We start from the raw sequence: 14,895 nt of genomic DNA, 5'->3' as shown, positions 1-14,895 counted from the left end.
CGAGTAAAACCATAGAGGGTAAGGAGAGATTAGAGACTTTCCACTAATTTATGCCTCCCTTTCATTTTATAGAATTGTAAGGGGGATTGGTGGAAGTGAGCACGTATGAAATTGATTCCAATCATAAAAAATAAGCTGCTTCTTATTTTAGCACGAACACAGCGTTTTAAGAACCATATTTCATGATAAGTTTATTATGTTTGAGATCGTTTCATTAGGGGAAATAACTATATTGCTTTAACATAGGGAATAATTAGAGAAGGAATAGCTAAGGAGGAAGCCATGATTGAATTTAAACATATTAAAAAAATCTACCCAGATGGAACGGAAGCGATAAAAGATATTTCCTTTCGTGTGGAAAAAGGGGAAATCATGACTCTAATCGGACCTAGTGGTTGTGGCAAGACAACCACAATGAAAATGGTAAATCGTTTAATTGAACCTACGTCAGGTGAAATATACATAAATGACAAAGCCATTGATTCCTATAATATCCATGAACTAAGATGGAATATAGGCTATGTACTGCAACAAATTGCATTATTTCCCCACCTAACGATCGATGAGAATATAGCAGTTGTTCCAGAAATGAAAAAGTGGAAACGTAAAGCGATTAAACAACGAAATCGAGAATTGTTAGATATGGTTGGGTTAGATCCTGCAACTTTTCAAAACAAAATGCCGCGAGAACTATCTGGTGGTCAGCAGCAACGGATAGGTGTCATTAGAGCATTAGCTGCAGATCCTGATATCATTCTAATGGACGAGCCTTTTAGTGCATTAGATCCTATTAGCAGAGAGCAATTGCAAAAAGATATTCGTTCATTGCAAAAAGAAATAAAAAAAACTATTCTTTTTGTTACCCATGATATTGATGAAGCGATGGCATTAGGGGATAGGGTTTGTTTGATGAAGGATGGAAAAGTTGTCCAACTTGATAGGCCCCAAGATATTATTTTGCATCCACAATCTCCATTTGTTAAAGACTTTATTGGTGAAAGGAAATCTCCATGGCAAACAGCGGTAGATATTATAGCTGATCCATCACAAAAACACGTCCTTTCTCAATCATCCTATAATAACTGTAATTACTCTAAGTTACAAACTTATATTGTGCGTGATGAAAATAATATGTATGTGGGCTTGTTACAATCTGGCATTCTAACAGATGGAATTCGGTTAGAGAATGACCTGCCCTTAATTAAAGCTGTGGAAATTATTGAATCATCAAATCAAACGATTTATCCAGTAGTCAAAGCAAATAAACTGGTAGGGGTCATTAGTTATCGCGATATCGTGGCATATCTAAAAAGTAAAGCCGTAGTAGCGAATGGAGTGGTTCAATCATGAACGATTTCATTACAGTATTTCAAAACAGACAAGATATGTTTTGGGAAACCATTTGGGAACATTTGCAAATCTCATTACTATCATTAATAATTGCAATTGTCATTGCTGTACCATTAGGTTTAGCTTTAACAAGGTATCCTAAAATTGCTGAACCAATTATTGGCATATCTGCAGTCATGCAAACGATCCCTAGCCTAGCTGTGCTTGCTTTTTTAATTCCTTTTTTTGGTATTGGAACATTACCAGCCATCATTGCATTGACTGCTTATGGATTGTTACCGATACTTCGAAATAGTTATACAGGGATTAAAGAAGTAGACCCTGCATTAAAAGAAGCTGCTACTGGGATGGGGATGAATTCGTTTAAGCGATTAACAAAGGTAGAGCTTCCGATAGCAATGCCCGTTATCATGGCAGGAATTCGTACTTCAATGGTTTTAATTGTCGGTACTACTACACTTGCAGCGCTTATAGGGGCAGGAGGATTAGGGGAGTTAATTCTTCTCGGTCTTGATCGCGGAGCAGATGTTAACCTCATTTTACTTGGTGCAATACCCGCAGCTTTATTAGCAATCATATTGGATTTTATACTACGTGGGTTTGAGCGCATCTCCAGAAGGGCAGGCTTTAAAGCTTTTCTTTCCATGCTATTAATAGCTGTTTTAATTGTTGTATCTCCATTTATTTTTAGTAATTCCAGACAAGCTGATTTAGTAATTGGCGGTAAACTGGGTGCAGAACCTGCTATCTTAATCAATATGTATAAATTACTAATTGAGCAAGACACGGATCTTACGGTAGAATTAGAAGCAGGCTTGGGGAAAACTTCATTGGTATTTGATGCACTAAAGGAAGGGAGCATCGATATTTTTCCTGAATTTACAGGGACAGCCATTGTAACCCATTTAGGCGACCAAGCGAATAGTAATGAAGCAAATCAAGTCTATGAACAGGCAAAAAAGGGTATGAACGAACAATATGATATGGCATATTTAGAACCGATGAAATTTAATAATACGTATGCTGTAGCTACTACCAAGCAATTAGCTGAACAATATAGTCTAAAAAATATTAGTGATCTTAAACAAATAGAGGATAATATAACTGCAGGATTTACATTAGAGTTTAAAGACAGATATGACGGGTATGTAGGTATGCAGGACAAATATAATTTAAATATAAACGATGTACGCACCATGGATCCTGGGTTAAGACAAGATGCATTAACGACAGGCGATGTAGATATCATTGATGCCTATGCTACAGATAGCTATATGATTGAATTAGATTTAGTTACTCTAGAAGATCCGAAGAATCTATTTCCCCCATACCAAGGAGCACCACTAATGAAGAATGAAACATTAGATAAACACCCAGAATTAGAAACGATATTAAACAAGCTCGCAGGGAAAATTACAGATGAACAAATGAGAAAAATGAATTATCAAGTAGATTATGAAGACAAATCTCCAGAAGAGGTCGCTGAACAGTTCTTAGAAGAACATGACCTCATTGTAACGGAGTAGAAAGGGGATATTTATGCGTTGGGAAAATCCATCAAATGACAGACTAAAGCAAGTTTTGACTACTGCAAAAACAATTGCTGTTGTAGGTTTATCTTCTAACCCAGATAGAACCTCATATCAAATTGCTCAAATTATGCAAAAGCAAGGGTATCGAATTATTCCTGTAAATCCTACAATAAGTGAGGTGCTTGGAGAAAAATCGTATCCTTCATTAACAGATGTTGAAGAGCAGATCGATATTATTAATGTGTTTCGTAGGCCAGAGCATTTACTTGATATCGCTAAAGAAGCTGTACAAACCAATTGTAGTGTTTTTTGGGCACAGCAAGGGATAAGTAATGAGGATGCCTATGATTATTTGAAGAAACATGATTTCACGGTTATTATGGATTTATGCATTAAAGTTGTACATGCCGTATTAGTAAAATAACGAAGCTTACAGGATGGCATATTCATGCCATCCTCTTCCTTTTCAAAAAGGTATACACCTTTTGGAATGCTATAATGCCATTAAAGAGATGTAGTAAGTTAAAATAGTGTCTCAAAGCTACTTAACTATAGTTGACCCATGCAAGATAAAAGGAAGTGTAGTATACTTAAGTACACCGCTTATGGTTAATACTGGCAAGTACAAAGCATTATCAGCTCATCATATGATAGATAGCACAAAACCTCGGTAAGCGATGTTGGCTACGTAAAGAGGAGACTTAGGCTTTACAAGTTGGTAAAAATTTAAAATTGATGCGGCATGACAGATAGGGATACCTATCATTTTTCTTTCTTAAGGATATAGTATATACGCAAAATATAATTAGTCTTTACAGAAACAAACATTCGTTCTATTATAGTGAGAGAAAATCTGGATATACTTTTTATATTATACTAAGAATTAATAGATGAATGTGCGCAACATAATGAATTTAGTTGAGAACAGATGCAAGATACTACGACTTAAATAAATGAAAGTTAGGTTTTGCATGAGCAAAGGGCAGAGCGTTACTCACTGGTAATGATTCGAACAAAGTAATCTACGTAAGAAGGGAGCAGTTTTGAATTGGCTCAACAACCTATGCAATATAGTGATGACTCAATACAGGTACTTGAAGGATTAGAAGCAGTCAGAAAAAGACCTGGAATGTATATAGGAAGTACAGATCTCCGTGGTTTACATCATCTCGTATTTGAAATTGTTGATAATGCTGTAGATGAAGCTTTAGCAGGATTTGGTGAAACGATAAAAGTAACCATACATAAAGATAATAGTATTTCAGTAGTGGATAAGGGTCGAGGTATACCAACTGGAATGCACCGTACTGGAAAGTCCACACCTGAGGTCATTTTTACAGTATTACATGCAGGAGGAAAGTTTGGTCAGGGAGGCTATAAAACAAGTGGTGGACTACATGGGGTTGGCGCTTCTGTTGTCAATGCACTCTCTGAATGGTTAGAGGTAACTATTCATCGAGAGGGGCACACCTATTTTCAACGATTCGAAAACGGTGGTAAGCCGGTTGGTTCCCTTGAAAAAAAGGGGACAACGAAAAAGAAAGGATCGACCATTCACTTTAAACCAGATCCTGGTATTTTTACAACCATTGTATATGATTTTGAAACCTTGTCGGAACGGTTACGCGAGGCAGCCTTTTTGTTAAAAGGGCTAAAAATTCAACTATCTGACCTTCGTAATAATCAACATGAAGAATATCAATTTCCAGATGGTCTCAAGGCTTTTGTACATTATTTAAATGAGGAAAAGGACACGCTTCATCCTGTAGTTGCATTTGAAGGAGAGCAACAAGGGATAGAAGTTGATTTTGCATTTCAGTTTAACGATGGCTATGCCGAAAGTATGCTGTCTTTTGTTAATCACGTCCGAACAAAGGACGGTGGAACACATGAATCTGGTGCTCGCACAGCAATTACTAGAACGTTTAATGATTATGCGCGTCGGGCAGGATTACTTAAAGAAAAAGATAAGAATCTGGAAGGAACAGATATACGAGAGGGCTTTACTTCAATCGTTTCTGTTCGTGTGCCAGAGGAAAAACTTCAATTTGAAGGTCAAACGAAAGGAAAATTAGGTACACCTGAAGCACGATCAGCTGTTGACGCCATTGTTTCTGAGAAGTTATCCTATTTCCTTGAAGAAAATCCGGACGTCTCGGGACTGTTAATAAAGAAAGCAATCAAAGCGAAAGAAGCAAGAGAAGCTGCCCGAAAAGCGAGAGAAGAGGCACGTACTGGTAAGAAAAGAAAAAGAAAAGATACCATATTAAGCGGGAAATTAACACCTGCGCAATCAAAGAATCCAAAACGTAACGAATTATATTTAGTTGAGGGTGATTCGGCTGGAGGGTCTGCAAAGCAGGGTAGAGATAGGAAATTCCAAGCTGTATTACCTCTACGTGGTAAAGTAATCAATACCGAAAAAGCGAAGCTTCAAGATGTATTTAAAAATGAAGAAATCTCAACCATCATCCACACCATTGGTGCGGGAGTAGGCGGAGATTTTGATTTAGATGATGTGCAATATGATAAAATCATTATTATGACGGATGCTGATACAGATGGGGCACATATTCAAGTATTATTACTAACGTTTTTCTACCGCTATATGCGCCAGCTAGTGGAAGCAGGAAAGATTTATATCGCTCTCCCACCTTTATATAAGATCTCTAAAGGAAAAGGAAAAAAAGAGAAGGTTGTATATGCATGGGATGAGGAAGAAATGAAAAAAGCGACACTTACGTTCAAGAATGGGTATACGCTGCAGCGCTATAAAGGTCTTGGTGAAATGAATGCAGATCAGCTATGGGAAACAACCATGAATCCTGAATCTAGAACGCTTATCCGTGTAACCATTGATGACTTAGCTAGAGCAGAACGACGTGTAACAACATTAATGGGGGACAAGGTAGAGCCGCGGAGAAAATGGATTGAAGGCAATGTAGAGTTTGGCTTAGATGATGAATCAAATATTTTAGAAAATGATAAAATTCATACAGAACAACAACAATAATTAAAGTATAACCATAAGGGGGGGTTGGTTTGTCACAACCAGAAACGTATTTAGACCTTCCGTTAGAAGAAGTAATTGGAGACAGATTTGGAAGGTATAGTAAATATATTATTCAAGACAGAGCATTACCTGATGCAAGAGATGGGTTGAAACCTGTTCAAAGAAGAATTCTTTATGCTATGCATGAAGAGAAAAACACGCATGATAAAAATTTTCGTAAATCAGCAAAAACCGTTGGTACCGTAATTGGGAATTATCATCCACATGGTGATTCCTCTGTATACGAAGCGATGGTTCGTCTTAGTCAAGAATGGAAGGTAAGGAATGTCTTAGTAGAAATGCACGGAAATAATGGTAGTATCGATGGCGATCCACCTGCTGCAATGCGTTATACAGAAGCTAGATTATCAAGTATCGCTTCTGAGTTATTACGTGATATTGATAGGGATACGGTTGATTTTATTCCAAACTTTGATGATACCATTATGGAGCCTGTGGTCCTTCCTGCAAAGTTCCCGAATTTACTAGTTAATGGTTCAACAGGAATATCCTCAGGTTACGCTACGGATATACCTCCACATAATTTAGAAGAAGTGCTTGATGCAGTTATATTAAAAATTGATAAGCCTGCAGTCACTACAGAAGAATTAATGGAAGTTATTAAAGGTCCCGATTTTCCTACTGGAGGAATCATTCAAGGTGTGGAGGGCATAAAAAAGGCGTATGAAACAGGGCGCGGCAAAATAGTAGTTCGTGGTAAAACAAAAGTAGAAGAGGTACGTGGCAATCGTCAGCAAATAGTCATTGATGAAATACCGTATGAAGTAAATAAAGCCAACATGGTTAAAAAAATTGATGAATTGAGAATCGATCGGAAGGTAGAGGGAATTGCCGAAGTCCGTGATGAGACAGATCGTACCGGGTTAAGGGTAGTCGTCGAACTAAAAAAGGATGTAAATAGTGAAGGTGTTCTTAATTATCTGTTCAAAAATACAGATTTACAGGTTACTTATCACTTTAATATGGTTGCCATTCAAGACAAAACCCCTAAGCTCCTTTCATTAAATGAAATGCTTGATGCCTACATTAGACATCAAAAGGAAGTTGTAACTAGACAAACAGTATTTGATTTAACGAAGGCCAAGGACCGTGCACATATCGTAGAGGGGCTAATGAAAGCTATATCCATCCTTGATCAAGTTATCGCAACTATTCGATCATCTAAGGATAAGCAAGACGCTAAACAACGATTAATCGCAAACTATGGATTTACAGAAGCACAAGCAGAAGCTATTGTAATGCTTCAGCTCTATCGCTTAACAAACACTGACATCACTACACTTCAGCAAGAAGCTGAAACACTTCGAGAAAAAATTAAGGAACTAGAGCATATATTACAGAGCGAGAAAAAGCTGCTTCAAACGATCAAAAAAGACTTGAGAAAAATCAAAAAAACATTTGCAACTCCTAGAAAAACAATTGTTGAAAATGAGATAGAGGAATTAAAGATTGATATCGAGGTTATGGTCGCTAGTGAAGATGTTCTTGTATCTGTTACCAGAGATGGTTATGTAAAGCGAACTAGCCTTCGTTCGTATAGTGCATCAAATGGCGAAGATTTTGCAATGAAAGAAGATGACCATATTGTTGGTTTAATCGAATTAAATACGACGGATAAAGTTCTCGTCTTTACGAATAAAGGAAAGTATTTATATTTACCTGTTCACGAACTTCCAGATATACGTTGGAAGGATATTGGACAGCATATATCTAATATAGTTTCCATCGATAAGGATGAACGTATTATTGAATGCATACCTGTCCGTGATTTTAAAGAGGATAACTTCCTATTGTTTTTCACAAAAAACGGCATGGTTAAAAGGAGTCCATTACAGTTATATGACGCTCAGCGATACTCGAAGGCTTTAATTGCCCTAAACCTAAAAGCTGATGATGAAGTAGTGAATGTCCACAAAACAAATGGTCATACAGATGTATTCATAGCATCTAATAAAGGTTACGGCCTCTGGTATCATGAAGCAGATATATCGATAGTTGGGCAACGAGCTGCTGGTGTTAAAGCAATTCAACTGAAAAAAGATGAATACGTTGTTAACGGACAAGTATTTGATGATCTCTCTGATCCATCTCTGGTGGTTCTAACACAAAGAGGCGCATGCAAACGTATGAGATTGCAAGAGTTTGAAAAATCGACACGAGCGAAGCGTGGGTTATTGATGCTTCGTGAGCTGAAGAGTAAACCCCATCGAATTAGAGGATTTTTCCTTATTAATGAAGATGATACACTAGACTTCCAAACAAGTGACGGTACGACACACAGTATATTTCCACTAGAACTTTCCAATAGTGATCGATACAGTAATGGTTCATTTATTATTGATGCTGACACGCATGGTGAGGTAGTAGAAGTATGGAAGCAGGCTCATTATCAGAAACCATTTGAAGATACAAATAAAGCATAATGTAGTAATATTTTCTAGCTATTCATATGACAGGTAAGCCAAGAGGTTGCCTGTCATTTTTTTAATGGCTGAGAAGTCTCCCTGTCTCTGCTAGCCTACTTTAAAACAAAGGGTCGAAATTATTATCCCTCACTTTGAGAACAAAAATAGCATACAATTAAGTATTCAACCCGTACTTAGACTCACTATTTTGCATGGAATTGTACGTAGTACACACGGAATCTGCAAGTATTACTGGAGATACGCTCATCTATTCCATTCTTTATAAAGCAATTTTAATCGTTTCTGAACCGTAGTGGATACGAACCTTTTCTCTAAATTCCTATTGTATATTTATAGCACACGCGTATATATTGTAGTGACTTTTGATCCATTTACAGGAAAAGTAAGAGATCTTTGATGCAGATAGGAAACCCTTTCAGCGGACATTGAAGGCTGAAAACGGTAATAAAAACCTTTAGCCGCAGAGCAGGCTACTAGTTCACTGGTGGTTTGGATTTATTTATAAATACCTTTTTATTCAACTAACGCTTTGCATTTCTTGCCAAGACTTTATATTTTCAGATAAATATGATAGTGTTAAAATATCTAATGAAGAGGAGGGATTTAGAACGGAATTACGTGAAAAAATAATTCAATCTTCATTGCTACATTTCGAAAAGTATGGATATCACGGAGTAACAGTGAATCAAATTGTCGCTGATGTAGGTACTTCTAAGGGGGGGTTTTATCATCACTTCTCTTCTAAAGATGAGCTACTATACTTAATCCATGATACGTTTATATCTTATGTACTTGATAAAGCCATCCGTGCCAATGAAATGTATCATTCACCGACAGAGAAGCTAAGCGTAATTATTAAGGATTTTGTTAAGGTTTTTGATATTTATAAGCCACATATTTCCGTGTTTTATCAGGAAACAGTATATTTAAAACCTGAGTATGAGTCTTTAATCAAAGCAAAGCGTGACCAGTTTAAACAGCTCATATTTCAAGTCATTTATGAAGGTAAGCAAACTGGTGAATTTCGTCAGGCATTACCGGTTGAAATTACAGGAATGGCAATATTAGGGATGGTAAACTGGACATATAAATGGTATAAGCAAGGTGGTGCGAAGAGTATTAATGAAATCAGTGACATTTTCGTAGATCTCATTTTACATGCTGTCTTAGATCACGGAAATATACACGATGATGCATATGAAGCGTTGATAGACGATAATATGTAATAATTACATGTATAATGCTTTGAACAGACCAACCAGTCGGTCTTTCAGCATGGGATAGGAGGAAAACATGAATTTTGAATTATCAAAGGAACAATTAATGATTAAAAAAATGGTAAAGGATTTTGCGGAAAATGTGATTCAACCTAGAGCAATCGAAATTGATAAGGAGGCAAAATTCCCTATTGATATCTTCGATCAGCTTGGAGAGCTTGGCATACTCGGCATTCCTTTCCCTGAGGAGTACGGTGGTTCCGGTGGTGACACATTATCGTACGCTTTAGCTGTAGAAGAAATTGGCCGTGTTTGTGGTAGTACAGGATTAAGCTATGCTGCTGCAGTTTCATTGGGAGCAAGTCCCATTTACTATTTCGGAACAGAAAAACAAAAGAAAGCGTTCCTAACTCCTTTAGCTCAAGGAAAAGCACTTGGTTCATTCGGATTAACAGAGCCTAATGCCGGATCAGATGCAGGTGGAACAAAAACAACTGCTAATTTAGAGGGCGATGAATATATTATTAATGGAGAGAAGTGCTTTATAACTAACGCTAGTTTTGCTAAAACATTAATTGTAACCGCTGTCACAGGTAAAAATGAGAAAGGAAAAAATATTATCTCAGCGATTATCGTTCCAACAGATACAAAAGGAGTTAAAATTACTAGCAATTATGACAAGATGGGTGTACGCGGATCCGATACAGCGGAAATCGTACTTGACCAAGTACGTGTTCTAAAGGAAAATCTACTGGGTGATCCGGAAAAAGGGTTTAAGCAATTCCTCTATACATTAGATGGTGGAAGAATTTCAATAGCTGCACTTGGAGTAGGTATTGCTCAAGCTTCTTTAGAAAAAGCATTAAACTATGCAAAGGAAAGAAAACAGTTCGGCCAATCTATTTCTAATTTCCAATCTATCCAATTTAAATTAGCTGATATGGCAATGGAAGTAGAGCTGTCACGAAACATGGTTCATAAAGCAGCTTGGTTAAAGGATAATGATAAGCCATTTAGTAAAGAAGCAGCCTATGCAAAGCTTTTTGCATCCGAAACAGCATCTCGTGCAGCGAATCAAGCCATTCAAATTCATGGTGGGTATGGATATATGCGTGAGTATGAAGTAGAACGCTACCTAAGGGATGCAAAACTACTTGAAATTGGAGAAGGTACTTCAGAAATTCAACGTTTAGTTATCGCTAGACAATTAGGTTGCTAGTTTAGTAGGGGGAGGAAAACGTCCATGACACTTTTAAATTTTACTGTTGGAGAGCTTTTAGAAAAGCAAGTAGAATTATATCCTGATCATGAAGCCGTTATTTATCCAGAACTACACTTGAGAAAAAGCTACAAAGCATTCAATGAAATGGTGAATGAAGCAGCAAAGGGATTTATGGCATTAGGTATTGAAAAAGGAGAAAATGTAGCGATTTGGGCAGATAATAAGCCTGAGTGGCTGACAACTCAATTTGCAACCGGAAAGATGGGTGCAGTATTAGTTACTGTAAATACCAGTTATCAAGCATCCGAGCTTCACTATTTACTAGAACAGTCAGAATCGACAACGCTAATTCTCGCGGAAAGTTATAAAGGCACATCTTATATCGATATACTTAAAAAGATTTGTCCAGAGCTAGAAATGGCTGAAAAAGGTATGCTTCAATCAAAAACCTTACCAAATCTTAAAAATATAATCGTTATTGGTGAGAACACGTATTCATTTGCCTACAACTGGAATGAAGTAATGCAATATGGAAACATCATTAGTGAGCAAATGCTACTTGAACGGAAAGAAAGTCTACAAGTTAATGATGTTATTAATATGCAGTACACATCTGGCACAACTGGATTCCCTAAAGGTGTCATGCTAACACATTATAATATTGTCAATAACGGAAAGCAGATTGCTGATTGTATGGAACTGACGTCTGAAGATAGACTTTGTATTCCTGTTCCTTTTTTTCACTGCTTTGGCTGTGTATTAGGAGTATTAGCTGCTGTATCAAAAGGAACAACAATGGTTTTATTAGAACAATTCCATCCTGAGAAAGTCTTATCCGCTGTTTCTAACGAAAGATGTACGGCACTTCATGGCGTGCCAACGATGTTTATTTCTGAATTAAATCACCCAAACTTCAAGCAATATAATTTATCTAGTCTAAGAACTGGCATAATGGCAGGGTCTACCTGTCCAATGGAAGTGATGACAAATGTAATGGAAAAGATGGGTGCAAAAGAAATAACAATTGCTTATGGACAGACAGAGTCCTCCCCAGTAATTACACAAACGAAAACAGACGATCCTATTGAATTACGCGTAAGTACCGTAGGAAAGCCACACCCAAATGTAGAAGTTAGAGTAATTATACCAGGAACAGATGATGATCAAGAAATTGGCGTACCAGGTGAGTTACTAACAAGAGGCTATCATGTCATGAAAGGCTATTATAATAATACGGCTGCAACAAATGAAGTTATAGATGAACACGGATGGTTACATACAGGTGATTTAGCAATTATCCATCATAACGGTTATTTAGAAATCACCGGAAGAATGAAGGATATGATTATTCGTGGTGGTGAAAACATTTATCCGAGAGAAATAGAAGAATTTTTATATCAGCATCCCGATGTACTTGATGTACAAGTCGTTGGTGTTCCAGACCAAAAGTATGGGGAAGAAATTATGGCTTGGATTATCTTACAAGAAGGTAAAGTACACACAGCAAAGGACATACAAAAATTTTGTTATGGGAAAATATCGAAACATAAAATCCCAAGATATATTGAGTTTGTCCAGGAGTATCCGATGACTGCAAGTGGAAAGATTCAAAAATATAAGCTTAAAGAGTTAGCTTTACAACAGTTACAACGATAGGGGGAACCGTATGATAAACAAAATAGTTATTGCTAATCGTGGGGAAATTGCGGCAAGAGTAATCCGAACTTGCAAACAGCTAAATATACAAGCTGTTAGTATCTATTCAGAAGCAGATAAAGATGCTCCTTATGTACAAATGGCTGATGAGAGCTACTTAATAGGACCACCTAGAGTTAACGAGAGCTATTTAAATATCGAAAAAATTATTTCAGTTGCAAAAGAATGCAAAGCAGATGCCATTCACCCTGGTTACGGTTTCTTGAGTGAAAGTGATATATTTGCTGAAAAATGCGAATCGGAGGATATCATCTTTATTGGCCCAAAGAGCAAGGTTATTCGTCAAATGGGTAGTAAAATAGCAGCAAGAACCATGATGCAGCAAGCTGGTGTACCTGTAGTACCGGGCACCGAAGGAGCGGTAGCTTCTGCGGAAGAAGCAGCATCCATTGCAGAAGCTATCGGTTATCCAATCATGCTGAAAGCATCCGCTGGTGGTGGTGGTATCGGGATGCAGATGGTTCACTCGAAGGAAGAGCTTTCAAAGGCCATTGAAAACAATTCTAAACGTGCTCTGAATTTTTTTGGGGATGGCTCTATGTTTATAGAAAAAAAGGTAGAAAATGCTAGACACATTGAAATTCAAGTACTGGCAGATCATTATGGTAATGCTGTTCATCTGTTTGAGCGAGAATGTTCGATTCAACGAAGAAATCAAAAGGTTATTGAAGAAGCCCCTTCCCCGTTTATTTCCGAAAAGACAAGAAAAAACATGGGAGATAAAGCCATTCAAGCGGTTAAGACATTAGGTTATACAAATGCTGGGACCATTGAATTTTTAGTAGATGAACAAGAAAACTTCTACTTTTTAGAAATGAACACACGTATTCAAGTAGAACACCCAATAACAGAAGAAATAACCGGTATTGATATTGTAGAGAAACAGATTCAAATTGCTAATGGAGAAGCGTTAGATATAAAACAAGCTGATCTCCACTTAAACGGGCATGCAATTGAGGCACGCATCTATGCAGAAGATCCAATTACTTTCTTCCCTTCACCGGGGCATATTCATAGGTTTGAACCTCCAGAAGGAGAAAAAATAAGAAATGAAATCACGGTTTGTAACAATTATGATGTCACACCATTTTACGACCCGATGATTGGAAAATTAATTGTACATGGTCAAACGAGAAACGAAGCAATTTCATTACTTCAAACAGCTCTTCAAGAATATAAGATTGAAGGGATTAAAACAAATCTCCCCATGCTTCTTTCAATAACGAAGCATCAAGCATTTAGATCAGGAAATACAACAACAAATTTTGTAGAAACAAACTATTTAACTCAATTGAATAAAAAATAGGAGGAATAAATAATGGAATTAAAAGCATCAATGGCAGGTAGTGTATGGAAAATTACAGCGACACACGGAGAAGCGGTTGAAGAAGGACAGGATGTTGTAATCCTAGAATCTATGAAAATGGAAATACCTATTATTGCAGAGTCTTCAGGCACGATAAAGGAAATGAAAGTAGCCGAAGGAGATTTTGTTAATGAAGGGGATATTATTGCTATCATCGAATAATAATTCCGTGATAGCATCTGAAAAATTATTCGTAGGGGGGGATTTCAGTGAGTACTAGTCTAGTCAACTTAGACATCAATAACGGAGTAGCTATGGTGACTCTAAATCGACCAGAAGCAGCGAATGCAATGTCGAAAAAGTTATTGCAAGAACTGCAAGCCACCGTCCATACCATAGAACAAGATCCAACAGTCACTTGTACAGTAATTACCGGAGCTGGTCAAAAAGCCTTCTGTGCAGGTGCAGATCTGAAGGAAAGATCAGGAATGTCTAATCAGGAAGTCATTCATGCTGTGGAATATATAGGAAAAACAGTCACAATGGTTGAGAATATGTCCATGCCTGTTATTTCCGCGATTAATGGCGTTGCCTTTGGTGGTGGTTTAGAACTGGCATTAGCATCGGATATTCGAATTGCCGCTAACCATGTAAATATGGGACTCACAGAAACATCGTTGGCGATTATCCCGGGGGCAGGCGGAACACAGCGACTGCCTCGATTAATTGGTATCGGACAAGCAAAACGATTAATCTACAGTGCTCAGCGTATAAACGCGAACGAAGCATTAGCAATAGGACTAGTTGAAGAGGTAGTAAAATCAAGCGAACTTATGAATTCTGCACTTCAACTGGCAAGGGCCATCTCTAAAAACGGACCAATTGCTCTAAAACAAGCCAAAACAGCGATCAATAAGGGTGTACAAACGGATATTACAACAGGATTAATGCTGGAAAACCTTGCTTATCAGCAAACCATACCCACGCATGATAGATTAGAAGGTTTACAAGCATTTCGTGAAAAACGAACTCCAAATTACAAAGGAAACTAAA

The 14,895-nt window shown here is 37.4% G+C and carries 11 protein-coding genes; all 11 read left to right on the top strand.

Features of this window, described 5'->3' with window-relative positions:
• Nucleotides 1-282 precede the first annotated feature (282 nt).
• The 11 genes from D9782_RS15500 (at nt 283) to D9782_RS15450 (ending at nt 14,894) form a co-directional block, all read left to right on the top strand.
• On the top strand, nt 283-1,350 hold the full coding sequence (locus D9782_RS15500) for an ABC transporter ATP-binding protein (RefSeq protein WP_121605140.1): 1,068 nt from the start codon (nt 283-285) through the stop codon (nt 1,348-1,350).
• On the top strand, nt 1,347-2,876 hold the full coding sequence (locus D9782_RS15495) for an ABC transporter permease/substrate-binding protein (RefSeq protein WP_026683166.1): 1,530 nt from the start codon (nt 1,347-1,349) through the stop codon (nt 2,874-2,876). The genes D9782_RS15500 and D9782_RS15495 overlap by 4 nt, the downstream gene beginning before the upstream one ends.
• A gap of 13 nt (nt 2,877-2,889) precedes the next feature.
• Nucleotides 2,890-3,306 (top strand): CoA-binding protein, encoded by a 417-nt coding sequence (locus tag D9782_RS15490; RefSeq protein WP_026683167.1) that lies wholly within the window; start codon nt 2,890-2,892, stop codon nt 3,304-3,306.
• A 639-nt stretch (nt 3,307-3,945) separates the two neighbouring features.
• Complete coding sequence (gene parE / locus D9782_RS15485) at nt 3,946-5,895, top strand: DNA topoisomerase IV subunit B (protein WP_034679985.1); 1,950 nt, start codon at nt 3,946-3,948, stop codon at nt 5,893-5,895.
• A 29-nt stretch (nt 5,896-5,924) separates the two neighbouring features.
• Nucleotides 5,925-8,378, top strand: coding sequence for a DNA topoisomerase IV subunit A (gene parC, locus D9782_RS15480; protein ID WP_121605139.1), 2,454 nt, complete (start codon nt 5,925-5,927; stop codon nt 8,376-8,378).
• 584 nt (nt 8,379-8,962) lie between these two features.
• Complete coding sequence (locus D9782_RS15475) at nt 8,963-9,607, top strand: TetR/AcrR family transcriptional regulator (protein WP_026683170.1); 645 nt, start codon at nt 8,963-8,965, stop codon at nt 9,605-9,607.
• Nucleotides 9,608-9,674: 67 nt separating this feature from the next.
• A complete protein-coding gene (locus D9782_RS15470) occupies nt 9,675-10,817 on the top strand; it encodes an acyl-CoA dehydrogenase family protein (RefSeq protein ID WP_121605138.1) in 1,143 nt (380 codons plus the stop codon).
• A gap of 24 nt (nt 10,818-10,841) precedes the next feature.
• Nucleotides 10,842-12,476 (top strand): AMP-binding protein, encoded by a 1,635-nt coding sequence (locus tag D9782_RS15465; protein WP_121605137.1) that lies wholly within the window; start codon nt 10,842-10,844, stop codon nt 12,474-12,476.
• A 10-nt stretch (nt 12,477-12,486) separates the two neighbouring features.
• Nucleotides 12,487-13,842 carry an acetyl-CoA carboxylase biotin carboxylase subunit gene (locus tag D9782_RS15460; protein ID WP_026683173.1) on the top strand — a complete coding sequence of 452 codons (1,356 nt, stop codon included), beginning with the start codon at nt 12,487-12,489 and terminating at the stop codon, nt 13,840-13,842.
• 12 nt (nt 13,843-13,854) lie between these two features.
• Nucleotides 13,855-14,064 carry an acetyl-CoA carboxylase biotin carboxyl carrier protein subunit gene (locus D9782_RS15455; protein ID WP_034679970.1) on the top strand — a complete coding sequence of 70 codons (210 nt, stop codon included), beginning with the start codon at nt 13,855-13,857 and terminating at the stop codon, nt 14,062-14,064.
• Nucleotides 14,065-14,156: 92 nt separating this feature from the next.
• Nucleotides 14,157-14,894, top strand: a complete 738-nt coding sequence (locus D9782_RS15450) for an enoyl-CoA hydratase (protein WP_051388477.1) — start codon at nt 14,157-14,159, stop codon at nt 14,892-14,894.
• The last annotated feature ends 1 nt before the right edge of the window (nt 14,895 follow it).

This window comes from Virgibacillus sp. Bac332 (assembly GCF_003667785.1).
Taxonomy (GTDB): Bacteria; Bacillota; Bacilli; order Bacillales; family Amphibacillaceae; genus Virgibacillus; species Virgibacillus salarius.
The sequence above is the reverse complement of the archived record's forward strand: the minus strand, read 5'-3'. Positions and strand labels throughout refer to the sequence as shown.

Coding starts and splice junctions, on each gene's coding strand:
- D9782_RS15500 (WP_121605140.1), top strand. CDS start 283: ATGATTGAATTTAAACATATTAAAAAAATCTACCCAGATGGAACGGAA.
- D9782_RS15495 (WP_026683166.1), top strand. CDS start 1,347: ATGAACGATTTCATTACAGTATTTCAAAACAGACAAGATATGTTTTGG.
- D9782_RS15490 (WP_026683167.1), top strand. CDS start 2,890: ATGCGTTGGGAAAATCCATCAAATGACAGACTAAAGCAAGTTTTGACT.
- parE (WP_034679985.1), top strand. CDS start 3,946: ATGCAATATAGTGATGACTCAATACAGGTACTTGAAGGATTAGAAGCA.
- D9782_RS15470 (WP_121605138.1), top strand. CDS start 9,675: ATGAATTTTGAATTATCAAAGGAACAATTAATGATTAAAAAAATGGTA.
- D9782_RS15465 (WP_121605137.1), top strand. CDS start 10,842: ATGACACTTTTAAATTTTACTGTTGGAGAGCTTTTAGAAAAGCAAGTA.
- D9782_RS15460 (WP_026683173.1), top strand. CDS start 12,487: ATGATAAACAAAATAGTTATTGCTAATCGTGGGGAAATTGCGGCAAGA.
- D9782_RS15455 (WP_034679970.1), top strand. CDS start 13,855: ATGGAATTAAAAGCATCAATGGCAGGTAGTGTATGGAAAATTACAGCG.
- D9782_RS15450 (WP_051388477.1), top strand. CDS start 14,157: ATGGTGACTCTAAATCGACCAGAAGCAGCGAATGCAATGTCGAAAAAG.